Annotated in this window: 13 protein-coding genes, 1 tRNA gene and 1 pseudogene; 5 read left to right on the top strand and 10 right to left on the bottom strand. The window is 44.0% G+C overall.

Annotation, left to right across the window (positions count from 1 at the left end; all coding sequences use genetic code 11):
• The 3 genes and pseudogenes from hcaC to hcaE all read right to left on the bottom strand — a co-directional run bounded on the left by hcaC (position 1) and on the right by hcaE (position 2,209).
• A complete protein-coding gene (gene hcaC / locus F891_RS01580) occupies positions 1–327 on the bottom strand; it encodes a 3-phenylpropionate/cinnamic acid dioxygenase ferredoxin subunit (protein WP_005261710.1) in 327 nt (108 codons plus the stop codon).
• A complete protein-coding gene (hcaF, locus tag F891_RS01575) occupies positions 327–845 on the bottom strand; it encodes a 3-phenylpropionate/cinnamic acid dioxygenase subunit beta (RefSeq protein ID WP_005261708.1) in 519 nt (172 codons plus the stop codon). The genes hcaC and hcaF overlap by 1 nt, the downstream gene beginning before the upstream one ends.
• Positions 842–2,209: pseudogene (hcaE, locus tag F891_RS01570) on the bottom strand (3-phenylpropionate/cinnamic acid dioxygenase subunit alpha). Before hcaE ends, hcaF begins: the two are co-directional and overlap by 4 nt.
• A gap of 281 nt (positions 2,210–2,490) precedes the next feature.
• On the opposite strand from hcaE, the gene hcaR reads away from it, so the two are divergent.
• Positions 2,491–3,399 (top strand): DNA-binding transcriptional regulator HcaR, encoded by a 909-nt coding sequence (gene hcaR, locus F891_RS01565; RefSeq protein WP_005261704.1) that lies wholly within the window; start codon positions 2,491–2,493, stop codon positions 3,397–3,399.
• Positions 3,400–3,780: 381 nt separating this feature from the next.
• Here the strand turns inward: hcaR and F891_RS01560 are convergent, their stop codons facing one another.
• The 5 genes from F891_RS01560 to mhpD form a co-directional block, all read right to left on the bottom strand.
• The gene (locus F891_RS01560) at positions 3,781–4,641 is read right to left on the bottom strand and encodes an alpha/beta fold hydrolase (protein WP_005261703.1); all 861 of its coding nucleotides are present in this window, start codon (positions 4,639–4,641) and stop codon (positions 3,781–3,783) included.
• Between the two features lie 279 nt (positions 4,642–4,920).
• Positions 4,921–6,183: an OprD family outer membrane porin gene (locus F891_RS01555; protein WP_005261702.1), complete on the bottom strand. Its 1,263-nt coding sequence runs from the start codon at positions 6,181–6,183 to the stop codon at positions 4,921–4,923.
• 429 nt (positions 6,184–6,612) lie between these two features.
• Positions 6,613–7,632 carry a 4-hydroxy-2-oxovalerate aldolase gene (gene dmpG / locus F891_RS01550; RefSeq protein ID WP_005261701.1) on the bottom strand — a complete coding sequence of 340 codons (1,020 nt, stop codon included), beginning with the start codon at positions 7,630–7,632 and terminating at the stop codon, positions 6,613–6,615.
• A 10-nt stretch (positions 7,633–7,642) separates the two neighbouring features.
• Positions 7,643–8,557, bottom strand: a complete 915-nt coding sequence (locus F891_RS01545; RefSeq protein WP_005261700.1) for an acetaldehyde dehydrogenase (acetylating) — start codon at positions 8,555–8,557, stop codon at positions 7,643–7,645.
• Between the two features lie 39 nt (positions 8,558–8,596).
• On the bottom strand, positions 8,597–9,394 hold the full coding sequence (mhpD, locus tag F891_RS01540; protein WP_005261699.1) for a 2-keto-4-pentenoate hydratase: 798 nt from the start codon (positions 9,392–9,394) through the stop codon (positions 8,597–8,599).
• Positions 9,395–9,833: 439 nt separating this feature from the next.
• Between mhpD and F891_RS17085 the strand changes: the two genes are divergently transcribed.
• Positions 9,834–10,229 (top strand): hypothetical protein, encoded by a 396-nt coding sequence (locus F891_RS17085; RefSeq protein WP_005261697.1) that lies wholly within the window; start codon positions 9,834–9,836, stop codon positions 10,227–10,229.
• A gap of 69 nt (positions 10,230–10,298) precedes the next feature.
• Here F891_RS17085 and F891_RS01530 read toward each other — a convergent pair whose 3' ends face one another.
• Both F891_RS01530 and F891_RS01525 read right to left on the bottom strand, forming a co-directional pair.
• On the bottom strand, positions 10,299–10,967 hold the full coding sequence (locus tag F891_RS01530; RefSeq protein WP_005261695.1) for an HAD-IA family hydrolase: 669 nt from the start codon (positions 10,965–10,967) through the stop codon (positions 10,299–10,301).
• A gap of 311 nt (positions 10,968–11,278) precedes the next feature.
• Entirely contained in the window at positions 11,279–12,253 is a 975-nt protein-coding gene (locus F891_RS01525; RefSeq protein WP_005261693.1) for an RluA family pseudouridine synthase, read from the bottom strand.
• A gap of 766 nt (positions 12,254–13,019) precedes the next feature.
• Here F891_RS01525 and F891_RS01520 point away from each other — a divergent pair.
• The 3 genes from F891_RS01520 (at position 13,020) to F891_RS01510 (ending at position 18,782) form a co-directional block, all read left to right on the top strand.
• On the top strand, positions 13,020–16,496 hold the full coding sequence (locus F891_RS01520) for an Rne/Rng family ribonuclease (protein WP_005261691.1): 3,477 nt from the start codon (positions 13,020–13,022) through the stop codon (positions 16,494–16,496).
• A gap of 173 nt (positions 16,497–16,669) precedes the next feature.
• Positions 16,670–18,511: a long-chain-acyl-CoA synthetase gene (locus tag F891_RS01515; RefSeq protein ID WP_005261684.1), complete on the top strand. Its 1,842-nt coding sequence runs from the start codon at positions 16,670–16,672 to the stop codon at positions 18,509–18,511.
• A 195-nt stretch (positions 18,512–18,706) separates the two neighbouring features.
• Positions 18,707–18,782: transfer RNA gene (locus F891_RS01510), tRNA-Lys, on the top strand.

Genomic DNA, 18,782 nt, shown 5'->3' with positions numbered 1-18,782 from the left:
TTACTCTCCTGCCATCTCTACAAACAATTGACCATCTTCAAGTACAACTGGGAATGTTTGAATTGGGTCAGTTGCTGGTAAGCAAAGTGCCTGACCTGTTTTCAAACAGAAGCGAGCTGCGTGAAGTGGACATTCCACTGTACCGTCGTCTTCAAGGTAGCCTTCAGACATAGAAGCATTACCGTGTGAACAGCGGTCGTTCATTGCGAAGAATTCGCCACCGTTGTTGAATACTGCAAGCGCTTCGATACCGTTTACGCCGCAATCCACTTTTAACGCTTCGCCTTCGTCTAATTCGTCAACTTGGCAAACAAAAATCTTATTCATTAGAAGAACACACTCAGGTTATGTGAGTTATAGGTAACTTGGTCAAGCGTGATCTTACGGTTGAAGATCTGGAAGCCCAGGCCGCCTTCAACTTTGCGGATCTTGTCATGACGTTTACCACAGTAAATCGTAACGTCTTTCTCTTTCTGGGTACGGTACAGTAGGTATGTCACGTACACATCGTATTCGCCTTCAACTTCAGTTGGCTCAACAATCACGTTGCTCACCATGTGAGTGGTACGTGATGGAGGCTCTTCAGCCCAAGCCATACCAGTTTCTAGACGTGCAACACGACGTTCCAGAAGATCTTTCGTATCGTTGAACACCCAAGTGGTAGGTGGTTCAACTGAACGACGACGGTCACGGGTTTGTGCGTTTGGTGTGGTACGTAGCGTGTAAGAAATATCTTCAGCTAAGGTATCTAACCATTCGCGGAATTTCCAATCGTCTAGCAATTTTGCTTCGCGATACAGGAACTGACTAATTTGGTGATGAAGTTCTAAGCTGATTTGACTCATTTCATAAGCTCCTTCTCATATTCGTCAGCTGCTTTTTCTACGTCTTCCCATTTTTCATAGATCAATAAATCTGCCCAGCGGCGGTACATACCACGTGCTGCAGTTTCAGAGAAAATGTAGTTGGTGATACCCGGGATACCATCTTCACGTACTTTTTCGTTGCCTTTACCCATTTCCATAATGAGTTTGTTTTGACGCGCTTTGTAACCACGTAAAACTTTTTGAATCTCGATCCAGTTCTCAGAGTCATCTTGCTCCAGGAAACCGGCTGGACCAAAGGCACGCGTTGCAGAACGTTCGAATGCTTCTTTCACTTATTGAGATGCTTCAGCATCCGCGATACAGAATGCCCACACTTCAGTTTTGTTTGGACCACGTGGATGCCATACGCGAAGTGTTGCAGTACCGTTCAACCAAGACAAAGTTGGGAACATGGTGTTGTGACCTGCAAGACGCAGTGCACGAGTCTCGCCTAGGCGCTCTTTAACTTCGTCGTAAGTTTCACGGAAGTAATTGGCAACTTCACCGTCAACCCATACGTTTGCATCTGGTTTTTCAGTAAAGAAGAAGCCTGAACCGTGACCACGTGAACCGTACTGGATCGCGTCTTTAGCCGTTTCCCAAACTGGACGAGCAGTTTGCGCAGCACCTAATTTTTTAGATGATTGATCGTCTGGTTTTGCGCCCAATACTTGGATCGCAGAAGCGTGAGAGAACAATGCGTGGTATTGGTCAGAGGCGAACTGTTCAGCCGCAAATTTCCAGTTACACTCGATTTCCCACTTGTGTACACCACCGATGATTTCAGTACCACCTGGACGACGGTCAACAACGCCATCTAAATACCAAGCGATATCGCCCATGTATTCTTCTAGATCAGGTGTGGTTTCATCCCAACAAGCGAATACCAAGCCTTTGTAAGACTTCACACGATTCACTTCAACCAGACCCCATTGCTCTTTACATGCACCATGCGGGTAAGCACGATCTTCAAGCGGGATATCTTTTAAAGAACCGTCAATGCCATATGACCAGCCGTGGTATGGGCAAGTAAATGCACGGGTATTACCACAGTCAGCGAAGCTCACACGCATAGAACGGTGACGGCACTGGTTTAAAAATGCTTTGATTGAGCCGTCTTTTTGACGTGCCACAATGATTGGATCTTCACCCATGTAGGTATTGAAGAAATCACCAGCCTTAGGAATTTGGCTTTCATGGCAAAGGAATAACCAAGTACGACCGAAAACACGTTCGAGTTCTAATTCGTAAATGTCAGGATCTGTATAAATAGATGGCGTAATACGTCCATTTTGTGCATCGACTAAAGCATCGATTTCGCGCACATCAATTTTTCCACTCATGAAAAGCTCTCCTGTGACCTATCTTTGGCACAAAGTAATAGACTCAACTTTTCAACGATGATGGATTTGACAGCGTTTTTCGGGAAATATTTTTTTTGTTTCAATTAAGAGCTTAAAACAATTATTAAGCACGTGAATTTTTATATTAAAACATCTATTAATCCCGCCAGAGCATTTAGTTTATGAATGGGAAAATAATCTTCACGACATAGTTGTTTATAGATTATACTTTGAGGAAATTATAGTAAGACATTTTTTGGATTACTCTTTGGGTTGATGACATGGAATTACGACACCTTCGCTACTTTATCACCGTTGCTGAAGAGCTCAATTTTAGTAAGGCAGCACTTAAACTTTATACGGCTCAACCCTCACTTAGCCAGCAAATCAAAGACCTGGAAGAAGATGTCGGGGTAAAGCTACTCAACCGGACCAAACGTAAAGTAGAGCTGACCGAAGAAGGCGCCGTATTCCTGGAACAGGCCCGTCTCACCCTTGCACAGGCGGACAAAGCCGTTGCCATGGCACGTCAGGTGTCACAGGCCAAACAGCAAATGCTCCGTATCGGTTTTGTACCGGTAGCCGAGATGAAAATCTTCCCCTATATCTTGCCAAATCTACGTGTACAGAACCCAGATTTAAAAATTGAACTGCTCAGCCTGAACAACAATGAGCAGATGCGTTTGTTAAAAAAAGGTGATCTAGATCTGACATTTACCCGTTATAATTTCAATAATGATGAAATTGAAAGCCAGTTCGTGATTCGTGAACCGCTGATTTTTCTCCTGCCTAAAGATCACCCCTTAGCAAAATACGAAAGAATTCCTGTTAAAGCATTGAATGGTATTGATTTTATTATTCCATCAGCAGAGCAGTCCTTGACCCTGAACCAGGCTATTCTGGACTTTGCCAAAGCCAACGGCATTGAACTCAATATCGTGCAAAAGGCCGATAATATTTTATTTAATATCAACTCGATCGGAATGGGCCTAGGCTGTACCATTTTGCCTGGCTATATTGCACCACTAACCATGGATAATACCGTGATTCGTCCGCTGGACGTGGAGTTGCCCTATTTAGACCTGTATGTCAGCTACCATAAAAACAACAAATCCTATGTCGTGAGCAAATTTCTTGAGCTTTTGACCCGTGTGTTCTATCTGGATATTAACCGTAGCGAACAAAATTAATCCTATTTCTTCCCTGCATTAGGCATATGCCATTCAACTTATGATAGGCATGTGCTTTTTTTGTTTTATTATTTTATGCTTAAGAATCCATTTTTAATTCTATTTTATAATAAAGAATCTATTTCTGGCGCTTAAATTTGTCACTTGCCCTTGACCCAAATTGTGTATTTTTAGCTCTAAATGTACTGCATTTACCACTTAAGTCTAATAAAGTTTCATTCGGATTTTTCTCAGTTTAAATAGCTCAAACCTATAAAAATTATTAGATTTTTATATTTATTCAAATAAATGAGAATCAAACTCACTTAGGTGCGCTACCTTAAATATTTCCGATATAAAAAAGGATGACCGAAGCCATCCTTTTTTAAAACTATATCGAGCTTATTTTACGCCGTGTACAGCCAGATAGTTTTTGATCACAGTGTTGAACTCATCTGCTTTTTCCACTTGAGACCAGTGACCGCATTGGCTGAAGATATGTGCATCAGCATTTGGCACGATGTTCAGAATGTCCCAAGTACGAGAAACCGGAATCACCACGTCTTGCGTACCATGAATCAACAATACAGGCACAGTAATGTCTTTCATTTTTTCGAAGTCTACTGGGAATTCGAAACGGTCACGGTCACGTGCGCCAACCACATCCATTAAACGATTTGATGCATAGTCATTTGCAGCAGAAGCAAAACGTACTTTTACCAGTTCATCAGTAATCAGGTCTTTGTTTACGACAAACATAGAAAGGGTTTTCTTGATTCCTTCTTCTGTAAGAACTGGGTTTGCGTGAGCTTTAAGTACAGCTGTCTGTTTCGCACCGCCCGTACCCATAGACACGATACCCAAAATACGATCTGGATAATCCAATGCCATCTGGAATGCTAACCAGCCACCCAGAGAGTTACCGACCAACCAGGTTTTTTCGATACCCAAAGCATCTAGCGTACGGATCGCATGATCTACCCAGGCACGGATACCATATTCAGTACCCGGTGCAACCACAGTTTGGCCATAACCAATGGTATCAATCGCGATACAACGCGCTTGCTCACCAATTTGTGGCAGGTTTAACCACCAGTTTGCCGCGGCCGATACACCTGTACCTGAACCGTGTAAAAATAGAATAGGCGTACCTTCACCAATTTCGTGGTAATGGGTCAACTCGCCTTCAGCGGTTTCAATCCATTTGTCTTCTAAGCCAAAGAATGGATCTGTTTGATAGTCAGGGATTTGAACAGTGCTCATATTGCTTCCTCTTACAGTCTTTCGCTTGCGTGTCCCTCTATTTTCAAGAATTCGACGTCAAGTTGACTCATTAAAATGACTTGTGTACACCCTTATATTAACCGCTCAACCGCAGCAAACTGATACAAAATTACGATTGCACCCTACAAAATAGATATAATTTAAGTGTTTGCTTTATATATTTTTTTATAAATTAAACCCTACATAAACTAAGGTTTTAACTGCATTCTTAAACCAAAAAGCAGCCAGAAGACTGACTGCTTTTAAAATATAGGGGTATTAGAATTTATGGGTATAAGTGGTGGCGACACGGTATTCTTGCAGGTCTGGTTTTGCTGGATTGGCAAAATTCACATCAATATACATCGCCTGTACACCCAAACCTTTTAATTTACCTTCTGGCACAGTGTAGTTCACGATGGCATTCACTTCATCCGTATTGAAGTTCTGACCTTGATACGCCCCAGTACCTTTCTGATCATAACCTTTGAAATATACTGCTGTTGCGTTTAGGCCTTTTGCACCCATTTCAGAGAAGTCATAGCCATAAGAAACACTCCATGACTTTTCTTCTGGTGCGGTAAAGGTCGCTACCCCCCAGTTCGCCAGATAAGGCTGTGGCACCCAGCCACCCAATGTCGGGAATGCACTATCACCAAACATTTGCTGGTAACCCACACCTACGCTATGTGCACCATGATTCACTTTTGCAGCGACAGATAATGCCTGGTTATCGATCTCACCATACAGCTTGTCACCTGACTCCGAGTTATCGAAGTAACGAATGTGGCTATCTAATTTGGTTTTTTCACCGAGCGCAGTTTTGTAATTCACACCCAGATAATGCTGTTGGTAAATGTCTTGAACATCGGCATACCAGTAGCTCGCCCCTACTTCTTTAGTAAGCTGGTGGTCTACACCCGCAATCCACATGCCATCAGCTTCAGCACCCGTATCATAGAAACTTGGTGGAGCAAATTTAGTTAAGTCACGGAACTGGTTGTCATAACGGTTGTTAATACCATCAATATACGCCAGAGTTAACTTGGTATCCTTAAGGTCTTTAGACTCTAACCAAGCGCCACTATAAGTCGTTAATAACTGACGGGATGGATCGAATACCAAGACTGGAGATACCGGCAATAACTGGCCGACTTTCAGCTCAGTTTGTGAAACTTTGGCTTTTAAGGTCGCGCCGACTTTACCGAAATGATCTTTTGATTCTTTGCCATCGTGCGGTAAAACCCAGTCCGGATTTTTATCATGGCCGTTGAGTTTGACTGCATGTTGCACCAGTACATCAGCACCAACCTGCACACCACCACCGATATCGTGATAACCGGACTTGGCATCCAGAGTCACCCCTTGTGACCAAGAACCCCAGTTACGTGATGAATAGTCATCTTGATACTGACGGTCTAGATAAAAGTTTTTAAATTTGAGTTGAACATTGCTGTCGTCAATAAAGTCTGCATTCGTTGCAGTTGTCCCTAAAGTTGCTGTCGCAGCAAGCATTGCAATCCATAAATTGTGACGACGCATGATGAGTTCCCCATTCAGCTGATAAAATCCATGCAGCCATCATGCGCAAGTCGGTTTAAATAAAAAATCCGACCACAGTATTAAACTTTTGCTCTTTTAGCTCTGCATATTCCGGGCCCAGATTTAAGCACTCAATCTCTTAGATTTTAAACCGATTAATGAAAATAAAAATTTGACCAGATATTTAATTCAAATTTCTGTTTCCTTTATTAATAAGCGCAATTTTTTTAAAAACTTTAAGATAATATTTTTTATTTATCGTTTTTATGTTTAAGGAAAAAATTAAACTGAAATAATCTTCACATAGCACTATAACTAAAATATCTGAGATCAGAGTTTTAATATATTATTAAATCTACTTAATAATAAAAAAGCATCCAAATCGGATGCTTTTTTATTAGCCTTATTTTAATACGAATGCATTAAAAATTAAGCTTGTAACTCGCGCGCTTTAGACATGGTTAATGCCAGGTCTTCAATCATGTCTTCCTGACCACCTACCGTACCACGGCGACCAAGTTCCATCAGGATTTCACGTGCAGATACGCCATATTTCGCTTCAGCGCGTTTAGCAAACAACAGGAATGAAGAGTAAACACCCGCATAACCTAAAGTAGCCGCATCACGGTCTGCACGAATTGGGTTGTGCATCATTGGAATCACTAGATCTTCAGCAACATCTTGTACTTTGAACAAGTCAACGCCAGTGTCCATACCCATACGGTTTGCCACAGCGATAAACAGTTCAAGTGGCGTATTACCTGCGCCAGCACCCAAACCTGCAGATGCCAAGTCAACACGTACTGCACCGGCTTGAACCGCTGAAACAGAGTTGGCAACGCCCATACCCAAGTTATGGTGACCGTGGAAACCAATTTCGATGTCTGAACCCAAGTTGGCACGTAAAATACCCACGCGGTCAGTCACGTCATTCGGCAACATATAACCCGCAGAGTCAGTCACATAGATACAGTTTGCACCGTATGACACCATTTTTTGTGCTTCTTCAAGAAGTTTTTCTGGAGCTGCCATGTGTGCCATCATCAAGAAGCCCACAGTGTCCATACCCAGTTTGCGCGCAGCAGTAATATGCTGTTCAGAAACGTCAGCTTCTGTAGAGTGTGTTGCAACACGAATCGTTGCTACACCTAGATCATGTGCCATTTTTAAATGGTCAACCGTACCAATACCCGGAATTAAAAGTGCAGATACTTTGGCTTGTTTAAGCTTTGGAATCACCGCGGTTAAATATTCTTCGTCTGTTGCAGCTGCAAAACCGTAGTTCACAGAGTTACCGCCTAGGCCGTCACCATGTGTTACTTCTATTAAAGGTACACCGGCATCATCAAGTGCAGTGGCAATCGCAACCATTTGCTCTGGTGTAGTTTGATGGCGCATTGGGTGCATACCATCACGTAACGTCATATCATTAATAATAATTTTTGACATGGTCTGCTCCTTAAGCTTCTGCTTCAGCTTGCGCTGCTTGGTTAGCAATGAGACGTTCTGCAAACATTTCTGCAGTACGTGCAGCAGCTGCAGTCATAATGTCCAGGTTACCGGCATATTTAGGCAAGTAATCACCCAAACCTTCCACTTCCAAGAACATTGAAACACGGTTGCCGTCAAATACTGGACCATTTACAAGTTTGTAACCTGGTACATATTTTTGAACTTCCTTGATCATGGCATGCACAGATGCTGTGATGGCAGCCTGATCCGGCGTACCTTCAACTAAGCAGTGCACAGTGTCACGCATCATCAGTGGTGGCTCAGCAGGGTTGATAATGATGATCGCTTTACCTTGTTTCGCGCCGCCCACCTGCTCAATTGCACCGGCAGTGGTACGTGTAAATTCATCAATATTTTTACGTGTACCAGGACCAACCGATTTAGTCGATACCGTTGCGATGATTTCACCGTAGTTCACAGCTTGAACACGTGAAATCGCTGCCACCATAGGAATGGTTGCCTGACCGCCACATGTCACCATGTTTACGTTCGGCAAGTCACCTTGTTCAAGCAAAGCTTCAAGATTTACCGGTGGTACGCAGAATGGACCAATCGCTGCAGGCGTCAAGTCAATCATCTGTACGCCAAGTTCATTCAACTTGCGGCTGTTTTCAGCATGTACATATGCAGACGTTGCATCAAAAGCAATTTGAATATTGTCTGCTAAAACATGAGGCAATAAACCGTCTACGCCCTCAGCAGTGGTTTTTAAACCCATTTTCGCTGCACGCGCCAAACCTTCAGAGGTTGGGTCAATCCCAACCATCCAAACTGGCTCTAACCATTCGCTACGTTGAAGTTTGTAAAGCAAGTCAGTCCCAATGTTCCCAGGACCGATCAATGCACATTTAATCTTTTTCATGAATCTGTACTCTCAAAAATTCCGTGTTTAGCTCAATGCTTATTCAGCTGCAAACGCTGCTGTCACTGAACCAAAGCCTTCAATTTCAACTTTGAATTCATCACCCGGGTGTGCAACCACCATTGGACCTAATGCACCGGTCAATACGATGTCACCGGCAAGAAGCGGACGACCACGACGAACCATCTCATCCGCCAACCAAACTGCAGCATTGAGCGGGTTTGCAAGGCAGGCTTTACCTACACCAGTCGATACCACTTCATCACCACGGGTCATGGTCATTTTGCAGTTCACCAAATCCAAGTTTTCAAGTTTCACAGGTTTTGAACCCAAAACGAAAGCTGCAGAAGATGCGTTATCGGCAACGGTATCAATCAAGGAAATTTTCCAGTTTTCGATACGGCTATCCACCACTTCTACCGCTGGCAAGGCATATTCAGTCGCACTGATAATGTCTGCATAGGTATGATGTTCTTTGGTCAGATCTTTGTTGATGATTAATGCGATTTCTGCTTCAACTTTAGGCTGAATCAATAGACCTGCCGGGATAGCTTCGCCATCACCATACGACATGTCTGCAAACAGCATACCGAAGTCAGGCTGATCTACACCAAGTTGAGCTTGTACAACTTTTGAAGTCAAACCGATTTTGCGGCCAACTAAACGACGTCCTTCGCTTAAGGCACGTTGGGTATTTAATTCTTGAACTGCGTAAGCAATATCTACATCAGCACTTTCACCACCCAACTGTGGGCGAACCGGTGCAATCGCAGTTTGTGACAACTCAGCTTCTCTAAGTGCCAATGCGACTGATTCAACAACAGCAGAATTCGACATCAATGTTTCCTTAAACTGCAAAAAAAATTGGACTTATACCGTGATCGATGGAAATGGAATGAACAATCAGAAAAAATCTATGCAAATGATCAAACCCATCAGCAAATGGGTGCTGTCCATCTTGAGAAACGTGTATATGTATAAACTGATTTAGAATCTAAAAAATGCGGTTTTTATGCCAATACTTATTTTATTTTTTACAATAGCTATTAGCTATAAATGGCATTCTATTTTTTAAGTGAAACAAAGCACTTAGCATAGATATTTCATGATATCCGAGTAATCAACTCTGCAATGCAGGTGATTCATTTTAACAATCAATCATGCCTACGACTAAAAGATGAGACGATCCTTACATTTTGAGCAAAAACGATATATGCATTGCTCAATCAACATGATATTTTTAAATAATTAAAAACAATGACTTAAGATATTAGCAATGAAAATTAAAACACTGGTATTGATGGCTTTACTGAGCACCTTATGTAGTACAAGCTTTGCACAAAGTTATCAAAATCAACTTAAAAACAAGTATCTCATTTTAAATGGCGCAAGTTGTGCCGGACTTAAATTTAATCCTCAAGCGACCGCTGCTGCCTGGCAAAATGAAATGGACTGTAGCCGTGGCGACTCCAATACCGATGCATGGCGCATTACCTGGATTACACCAGAGATTTTTATGATGACTGAAGTCATTCGTCCCAATGAAATTTCACCGCCGCGTAATAATCTTTATAAAATCATGAGCATTGAAAATAAAACCGTCACTGTGGTCAATTACTGGACCGGTTGGGGTAACCACAAACCTGATCTGCAAAAATTTAGAATCCAGTAAGTCAATTTAGAACTTAATACGTATAAAAAAAGGGCGATTTTAAATCACCCTTTTAACATCCGAGATCTATTAAACTGCCTGTTTCAAATTCACCTGATTTAATAATAACTGGTGCAGACTTGCAACATCCTCAGCAATAGCAATTGGCTTGTATTGAGCCAGCGTTTCAGGTGTATGCACCCCATAACTTACCCCAATACGTGGCATGGCAATATTCTGCGCCATTTCCAGGTCATAGGACGTATCACCGACCATAATCGCATTTTCAGCACTGACACCGGTAATGTACAAAATTTCTGCGAGCATCAGTGGATCAGGTTTAGATTTGGTTTCACTTGCCGCACGGGTCACAACAAAAAGCTCATGACTCTGGGTTTGACTTAATACCCGGTCCAAACCTTTACGGCTTTTTCCGGTTGCCACCGCAAGTTTGATGCCTTCAGCTTTTAATGTTTGCAGCATCTCAGCTACCCCTTCAAACCATGCATCACCTTTCGAATTTTCAACATAGTGGGTTGCATAGCATTGCAAAATATCAGCATGCAATTCAGGTACATCTGGAAACAAGACTTGTGCAACTTCAGGCAACCCCAAACCGATAATGCTTTTTGCAGCGTCATCCGTTAAGGGTTGTTGATATTCTTTGGCAGCAAATTGTAGGCTTTGAACAATCTGCCCAACTGAATCAAATAAAGTCCCATCCCAATCAAAAATAACAAGTTCTAAAGTTTTGTTCATGAATTAATCCAATATTTGATTCAGAGTGAATAATCACTTGAAATTGACCTCTCCCTTGCGAACTCAGAATATATTCTGAGGATTCTCATCTCCTAAGACGAGGGAGTTTCTATTATTTTTCAAGCTCAAGGAACGAACTAAATATGGTGAGATAAGTTTAACAAAATTTAATTCATTCCTCTCATTTGCTATCGTGACATTCCCTCTCCTTAGGAGATGAGCAGCGCAAGGGAGAGGTCAAAGTTATTCATCTACATTCTTGAATAACGGGACTATTCATCAAATAATCCCGCTACTTAAGAGAAGAGCATTTAGTCTTCGTCCCGATCCGTTAAAGCCGGTTCTTTATCTTTCTTCTGTGCACGGAGCTGTGCCACCAGACTTTGCATGTCTTCAGGCAATGGTGCTTCAATGGTTTCATAACCCGGAATTTCCAGACGCAGTGCATGCAAACATAAACGACGGGCTTTCGGACCTTTGTATGCAGTTTCATGACCATATTTTTCATCGCCAATTAAAGGATGACCAATACTTAAACCATGTACACGAATCTGATGGGTACGGCCTGAAAGCGGCGATGCATAGACAAGCGTTGCATGCATAAAGCGCTCAGCCACATTCCACTGCGTCTTAGACTCTTTACCTTCTTTCGGTGACACGCATACACGACGCTCACCATTGGCCAGCTCATAACGGTGTAAAGGTGCATCAATCAGTTGACGATCGATCACAACATTGCCTTTCACAATCGCCGCATAGGTTTTTTTGATTTTATGTTCACGCAACATATCTTGTAATGTTTTCAACACGCTACGCTTTTTGGAAATCATCACCAGACCGGAAGTATCACGGTCAATCCGGTGAATCAGTTCCAGATACTTTTTACCGGTTGCGGCACGCAAGCCCTCAATCAGGCCATAGGCCACACCGCTACCACCATGCACAGCAATCCCGGAAGGTTTATTCACGACCATCAAACCTTCATCTTCATAAATCACACGGGCCAATAAGCCTTGTGCCACTTTGTCAGAAACAGGTGCAGCAGATTCATCTTTTTGTTCATAGCGAATCGGCGCAACGCGAATCTGGTCACCGATTGCGAGTTTGGTTTCTGCTTTAATGCGTTTTTTATTAACGCGAACCTGGCCTTCACGAATCAGACGATAGATACGGCTTTTTGGCACACCTTTCAGACGACTAAACAGGAAATTATCGATGCGTTGTCCATCTTGATGTTCATCCACTTCAAACCAAGTGACGTTTTGCCATTGTTGCGTAGAATTCATACAGTTACTATGACCCAAAAAATACTAAAATTGATTAAAAACTGATCACTTAGGTTATGCTTTACACAAGAAACATAAGCTTAGCCCATAGGCAGATGATGCAAGGTTTGATATAGTCAGCGCACGGAAACCATCGTTTGTGAGTAAAAGTTGAATCATTTCAGATTTTTCTGAACTTGATTGTTCAATTAAAGACTCACATGATACGGGAAGGTCCCCAAAGAATTATGCCACGCCGAAGGCTTATTATATCGGCAAACAAAGCAAACTGTTGCGTTTAATTGTACCTCAGGTACATAAATCAGTTTGTCTTAAAAAATATGTCGCCAACTTTGTTGGTTTTTAAACGTAAACTGATACACATCAGATTAGTCGCAACCTGAAGACGACTTCAGGCTACAGCGTTGATGCATTGGATCTGCACAGTTTGTAAAGATACGACGACAATTCCGTATCAAGACACTTTCTATAAAGAAGGGATGATCTTCGAGCAATGTGACAGTGAAAGTTACACACATCCAATGCACCGCTCGTCCGCCAGTGAAGCGTTCAGGTGACTTTAATCCGTTTAAAGATTGAAGCCGTATTGCCATCATCAATACGTGAATCAAAAACCGAAGCCCATCTATATTAAATAGAGCTCGGTCATAAAAGACTCAAACCACAATGAAATTCATTGCAGATTTGAGCCATTGATCCGTGATGTGTGATGTTCGCTACGTGTATAGCGATTTTTTGCTGTGTATCACTATAAGGTGTTACACCCATGAAACGTATGTTGATTAATGCAACACATGCCGAAGAAATTCGCGTTGCACTTGTCACTGGTCAGCGTCTTTACGATTTTGATTTAGAAAATCGTACCCGTGAACAAAAAAAATCCAATATCTACAAAGGTCACGTGACTCGCGTTGAACCTTCTTTAGAAGCTGTATTCGTTGAATATGGTGCAGGTCGCCAAGGCTTCCTGTCAATGCGTGAAATCGCAAATTCATATTACAAAGCCGACCCTCGCCAAACTTCAAATATCCGTGAACTGATCACTGAAGGTACCGAACTTCTGGTTCAGGTGGAAAAAGAAGAGCGTGGCAATAAAGGCGCTGCTCTGTCTACTTTTATCTCACTTGCTGGCCGTTATTTGGTATTAATGCCAAACAACCCGAAAGGTGGTGGTATCAGCCGTCAGATTTCCGGTTCAGTGCGTGAAGAACTGAAAGAAATGCTGGCAACACTGAACGTGCCACGTGGTATGAGTGTGATTGTGCGTACTGCCGGGATTGGCCGTTCACAAGAAGAATTGCAACTCGACTTACAGCACTTGTTAGACCTTTGGGCACAAATCCAGAGCACTGCAAGTTCAGGTCCATCGCCAATGTTGGTACATCAGGAAGCGGGCGTGGTGACACGTGCCATTCGTGACTACCTGCGTGATGATGTTGCTGAAATCCTGATTGACTCAGAACAAGCCTATAACGAAGCCTACAACTTCGTAAAAGCGGTAATGCCACGTCAGTTAGAAAAGCTGAAAACCTATACCTTAAATGAACCTTTATTCGCGCATTTCGCGATTGAAAGCCAAATTCAAACCGCTTATGAACGTGAAGTAAAACTTCCTTCGGGCGGTTCGATCGTGATCGACCAAACTGAAGCTTTAGTGTCAATTGACATTAACTCAGCAAAATCGACTCGCGGTAGCGACGTTGAAGACACCGCGTTAAACACCAACATTGAAGCGGCAGAAGAAATCGCGCGTCAATTACGTTTACGCGATATCGGTGGCCTGGTGGTGATCGACTTCATCGACATGACCAAAGACCGCAACCAGCGTATGGTGGAAGCGAAGCTACGTGAAGCAACGCAAAGTGACCGTGCCCGTATTCAGTTCGGTCAATTGTCACGTTTTGGTTTGATGGAAATGAGCCGTCAACGTCTACGTCCTTCTCTTGAAGAAGCGACTGGCTACGTTTGCCCACGCTGCCATGGTACCGGCATGGTTCGTGATCTTCGTTCTTTATCACTTTCGATTATGCGTAAAGTGGAAGAGATTGCATTACGCGAACGTCATGGTGAAGTTCAAGTCGAAGTTCCAGTGGAAATTGCGGCCTTCTTATTGAATGAAAAACGTCACACCTTGGTGTATTTGGAACAGACTTCAAATGTACGTGTGACTGTGTTGCCGCACCCGCATCTAGAAACACCGCATTATGAAATCACTTATAATGCCGAAGGCTTTGCACCAACCAGCTATGAACGTACTGAAGCAACACGTTCAAGTGAAAAAGAGTTGGGCTATGAGTCATCTGAATGGCATTTAGAAGAAGAACAACATACGCATGCTGCTGCACCAGCGCCTGCTCAACAGCAAAACAACGGTAGAAACAATAAACGCCGTAACCAGCAAAACCAAAATGCACAGCAAGCACCTGTTGCGCAACAAGCTCCTGCCCAAGCACAAGTTGCTGCTCCTGCATCTAGCCCATGTGCCTGGTTAGAAAACCTGTTTGTTCAAAAACAGGCAGCGACTGTTGATCAATCGCGTACTGCCAACAATGCAGCTGCAGCAATTGAGCAAATGATCAATGGCGGTGCGGTGAGCCGTGGTCAGTTCGGTCAATTGTCTGCACCGGTGGCACAACCTGCGCCACAGCAAGTGTCTCAACCTGCTGCTCCGGCAAGCAGCAATGCTTACCTGGCACCATCGACTGTAGCGCAAAAACAGGAACGTGATGCTGAAAAGCCGGCAGAGCGTGATGAAAGAGCACCACGTCATAACAACAAAAAACCACGTAATCCGAAGCACAAAGAACCGCGTGAGCAGGTTCAGTCTGAAGCTTCCGCTCCTCAGCAACATCAGGTGCATGAAGAAGTGGTTCAGGTATCTCGTCAAGAGCAACGTCATGAAGCACGTGAAAACAAGCGTAATTCTCGCCGTCAGCATCACAATGAGCCATCTCAGCAAAATGATGTTCAAAACAATGAACAACAGCCTCAACAGGTAATGCCACGTCGTGACCGCCGCAACCAGCCACGTCAGGAACGTCCAAATCGCCACCGCGATCCAAGCGTGCTGAATGAGCAGGCTCAACAAGCAGCACCTGCAGTCGTTGAAGTTCCAGCAGTCAATGACAAGCAGCTTCGTGTTGAATTGGTCGATGCGCCACGTCAAGACGTGATGCCGACTGCTATGGTGGTGAATATTGACCAGGCGAAAAGCGAAATCGTGGCATTGAATGACAATGCTGCAATTGCAACGCCAGCGGTTGAAGTGACTGCACCGGCAGATGCGCCAGTTGAAGAAGCCGCGGCTGAAAATGTAGTGGAAGCTGCACTGACAGCCCCTGCTGAAGAAGTTGTGACAGCGGAAGAATCAAGCGCTGAAAAACCACGTGCCAGCAACGATCCGCGTCAGCGTCGTCGTCAGCAGCGTGAAGGACAGCCTCAACAGGCTACAGTTCAGAAGTTGACTCCTTCACAAGTACCAACGTTGGGTCAGTTCACCATTGGTAGCCTGATTCGCCATGTTTATGGTGAAGACTGCTCCGTACTGATTGAACAGTTTGGTTTATTGCCAACCTTCAACCGTGCTCTAGAGAAGTTCACAAAAGAGTACAACGCGAGTCTGGTGGCTGCAGCAACGCCTGCCACAGAGAAAAAACCGGTCACCCGTGATGTTCAAGTGACCGTAGCCAAGGTTGAAGCAGAGCCGGCTCCAGTTCTGGACCTGACTCCACCAAAACCGGTGTCGGACAAACGTGTCGCAAACGATCCACGTGAGCGTCGCCGTCTGGCTAAACAGGCTGCAGAACAGGCCCTGCAACAAGCCAAGCAACAGGCCAAAGTAGAAACAGCTCCGGCAGTTGAAACTGCGCCAGAAGCACCTGTAGCAGAAGCGCAAGCAGAGTCTGCTGAAGCAGCGGCAACTGAAACTCCAGTAACCACTGAAGTAGCTATTGAAGAAACCGTAAATGCTCAGCCAGCTGAACAAGCAACTGAAACTACGGCACCAGTAGATACAGCTCCTACAGAAGCGGCTCCAGTGACTGAAGCTCAACCTAGAGATGCTGCACCAGTTGAAGCAAATGCTGAATCAGAAGCTCCTGTTACAGAAGCCCAGGATCAGGCCGAAGTAACAACAGAAGACACTGAAGCCAGCGAAGCTGAAAAAGCGGAGAAACAGGCTGCTCGTCCACGTCGTCCACGTGGTCGTCCACCGAAAAAAGCCAATACTGCAACTGAATCATAATTTGCTCAATTGCAGTCATCTAAAAAAACCTAGTCATTTCGGTGACTAGGTTTTTTTTGCTAGATTTAGTCAGAATAGGTTGATTGCACTAGTGTTTTAACGCTAAAAGATGGATAGCTCGTCTACTGTATATAAATTGAACGTATCGGATACGAAAAATAAATAGGATTCTCATGACCCAAATGAAACCACACGATCTGATTGGGATTGCAGATGTCGCTGCCAAAATCCCGGCTTTCTTGACCAAAGTGCCCAATTTGCTCACTGGTCTAAGACAGGCATATTTACGTACTCCGAACACACCGGCCGGCCTGGGTCTGGCTTTTGAAAAAGCCACCAAGCGTAACCCGGAAGGCATTGCCTTGCGTTTTGAAGAGCAAAGCTATAGCTATGCTGCTCTCAATGCCTGGGCCAACCAGATTGCCCATTTCTATCTATCCTTGGGCGCCAAGAAAGGTGATGTTGTTGCTGTCATGGTCGAGAACCGCCCTGAGCTGATTGCCAGCGTGATTGGTCTGGCTAAACTGGGTGTGACCACCGCTCTGGTCAATACCTCTCAAGTCGGCAAAGTGCTGACGCACAGTATCAATCTGGTCAAACCGATTGCCCTGATTGTCGGTGAAGAATGTCGTCATGCAGTCAACGAAATTCGTAATGACCTGAATATTAGCAGTGACCGCTTGCACTGGTTTGCAGATCAAAATACTCAAGCCGATCCGGGTCAGGCACCTGAAGGCTTTATCAACCTGGCTGAAAAAACCGATCTCTCCCCTAAGTTCAATCCATCGACCACCCATTCAGTGCAGGGCAAAGACGGGCTGTTCTATATTTACACCTCGGGTACCACGGGCCTACCTAAAGCGGTGATCTTTACCAATGGCCGCTGGACGCTGGCTTATGGCACCTATGGGCATGTGCTGAATCTCAATAAAGATGATGTGATGTACTGTACCCTGCCGCTTTATCATGCCACAGGCATGGTGGTGTGCTGGTGCGGTGTCATTGCAGGGAGCAGCACCCTGGCTATTCGCCGTAAATTTTCGACCTCTTCTTTCTGGAAGGATGTGCAAAAATTTGATGCCTCTGCGATTGGTTATGTCGGTGAGTTGTGCCGCTATCTGATGGATGCTCCCCCATCTGAACTGGAAAAAGGTCACCGCGTGACTAAGATGATTGGGAATGGCATGCGCCCAAATATCTGGGATAAATTTAAATCCCGTTTTGGCATTCAGGAAGTGCTGGAACTGTATGCCTCTAGTGAAGGCAATGTCGGTTTTAGCAATATTTTCAATTTTGACAATACCGTCGGTTTCTCACCCACACCGTATGCGATTATTGCCTTTGATAAAGATAAAAATGAGCCGGTACGGGACGCTAAAGGCCATTGCAAACGGGTGAAAAAAGGCGAAACTGGTTTATTAATTGGTAAAATTACCCGCCGTTCACCCTTTGATGGCTATACCGATCCGGAAAAAAACAAGTCAGTCATCATGCAGGATGTATTTACCAAAGGTGATGCTTACTTCAATACCGGAGATCTGGTGCGCAATATCGGCTTCCGTCATGCGCAGTTTGTTGATCGTTTAGGCGAGACTTTCCGCTGGAAAGGGGAAAATGTTTCTACAACTGAAGTGGAAAACATGCTGACCGAGTATGACAAAATCGTTGAAGCGGTGGTGTATGGCGTAGAAATTCCCAATACCAATGGTCGTGCCGGTATGGCCGCGATTACCCTGCAACCCGATGTAAAATTGGATGATGCAGATTTAGCAGCCATGGCCGCTTGCTTTAAAAAATGCTTGCCGGCTTATGCGGTACCGGTATTTTTACGTATACAACAGCAGATTGAAACTACAGGCACCTTTAAATACCAGAAAAATAAATTGAAAGAGCAAGCATTTGATCCGAGTAAAACCGATGAACGCCTGCTGGTGTTATTGCCAGGTGCAACGGCATATTCGGAGCTCACCGCAGAGATTTTTGCCAATATCCAGGCCTATCAATATCGCTTCTAAGTACTGAAGTTGCCTATTTTTTGTTTAGATAAAGCATAATTGTTGTATTTATAATCAAACATGGGCAACTTTGTTATTTTTTGCTTGCGCTGAAATGAGATCTTGCTACAATACGCTCCATCAAACAAAGTGGTGCTTTAAGCTATTTAGCTTGACTTGCACTGCACATTCAAACCAGGTTTGAATGATGGTTCAGGGTCGTTAGCTCAGCTGGTAGAGCAGCGGACTTTTAATCCGTTGGTCCCGCGTTCGAATCGCGGACGACCCACCA

Origin of the sequence: Acinetobacter sp. CIP 101966 (genome assembly GCF_000369725.1) — a bacterium.
Taxonomy (GTDB): Bacteria; Pseudomonadota; Gammaproteobacteria; order Pseudomonadales; family Moraxellaceae; genus Acinetobacter; species Acinetobacter lwoffii_Q.
This window is presented reverse-complemented; position numbering and strand designations above follow the sequence as displayed.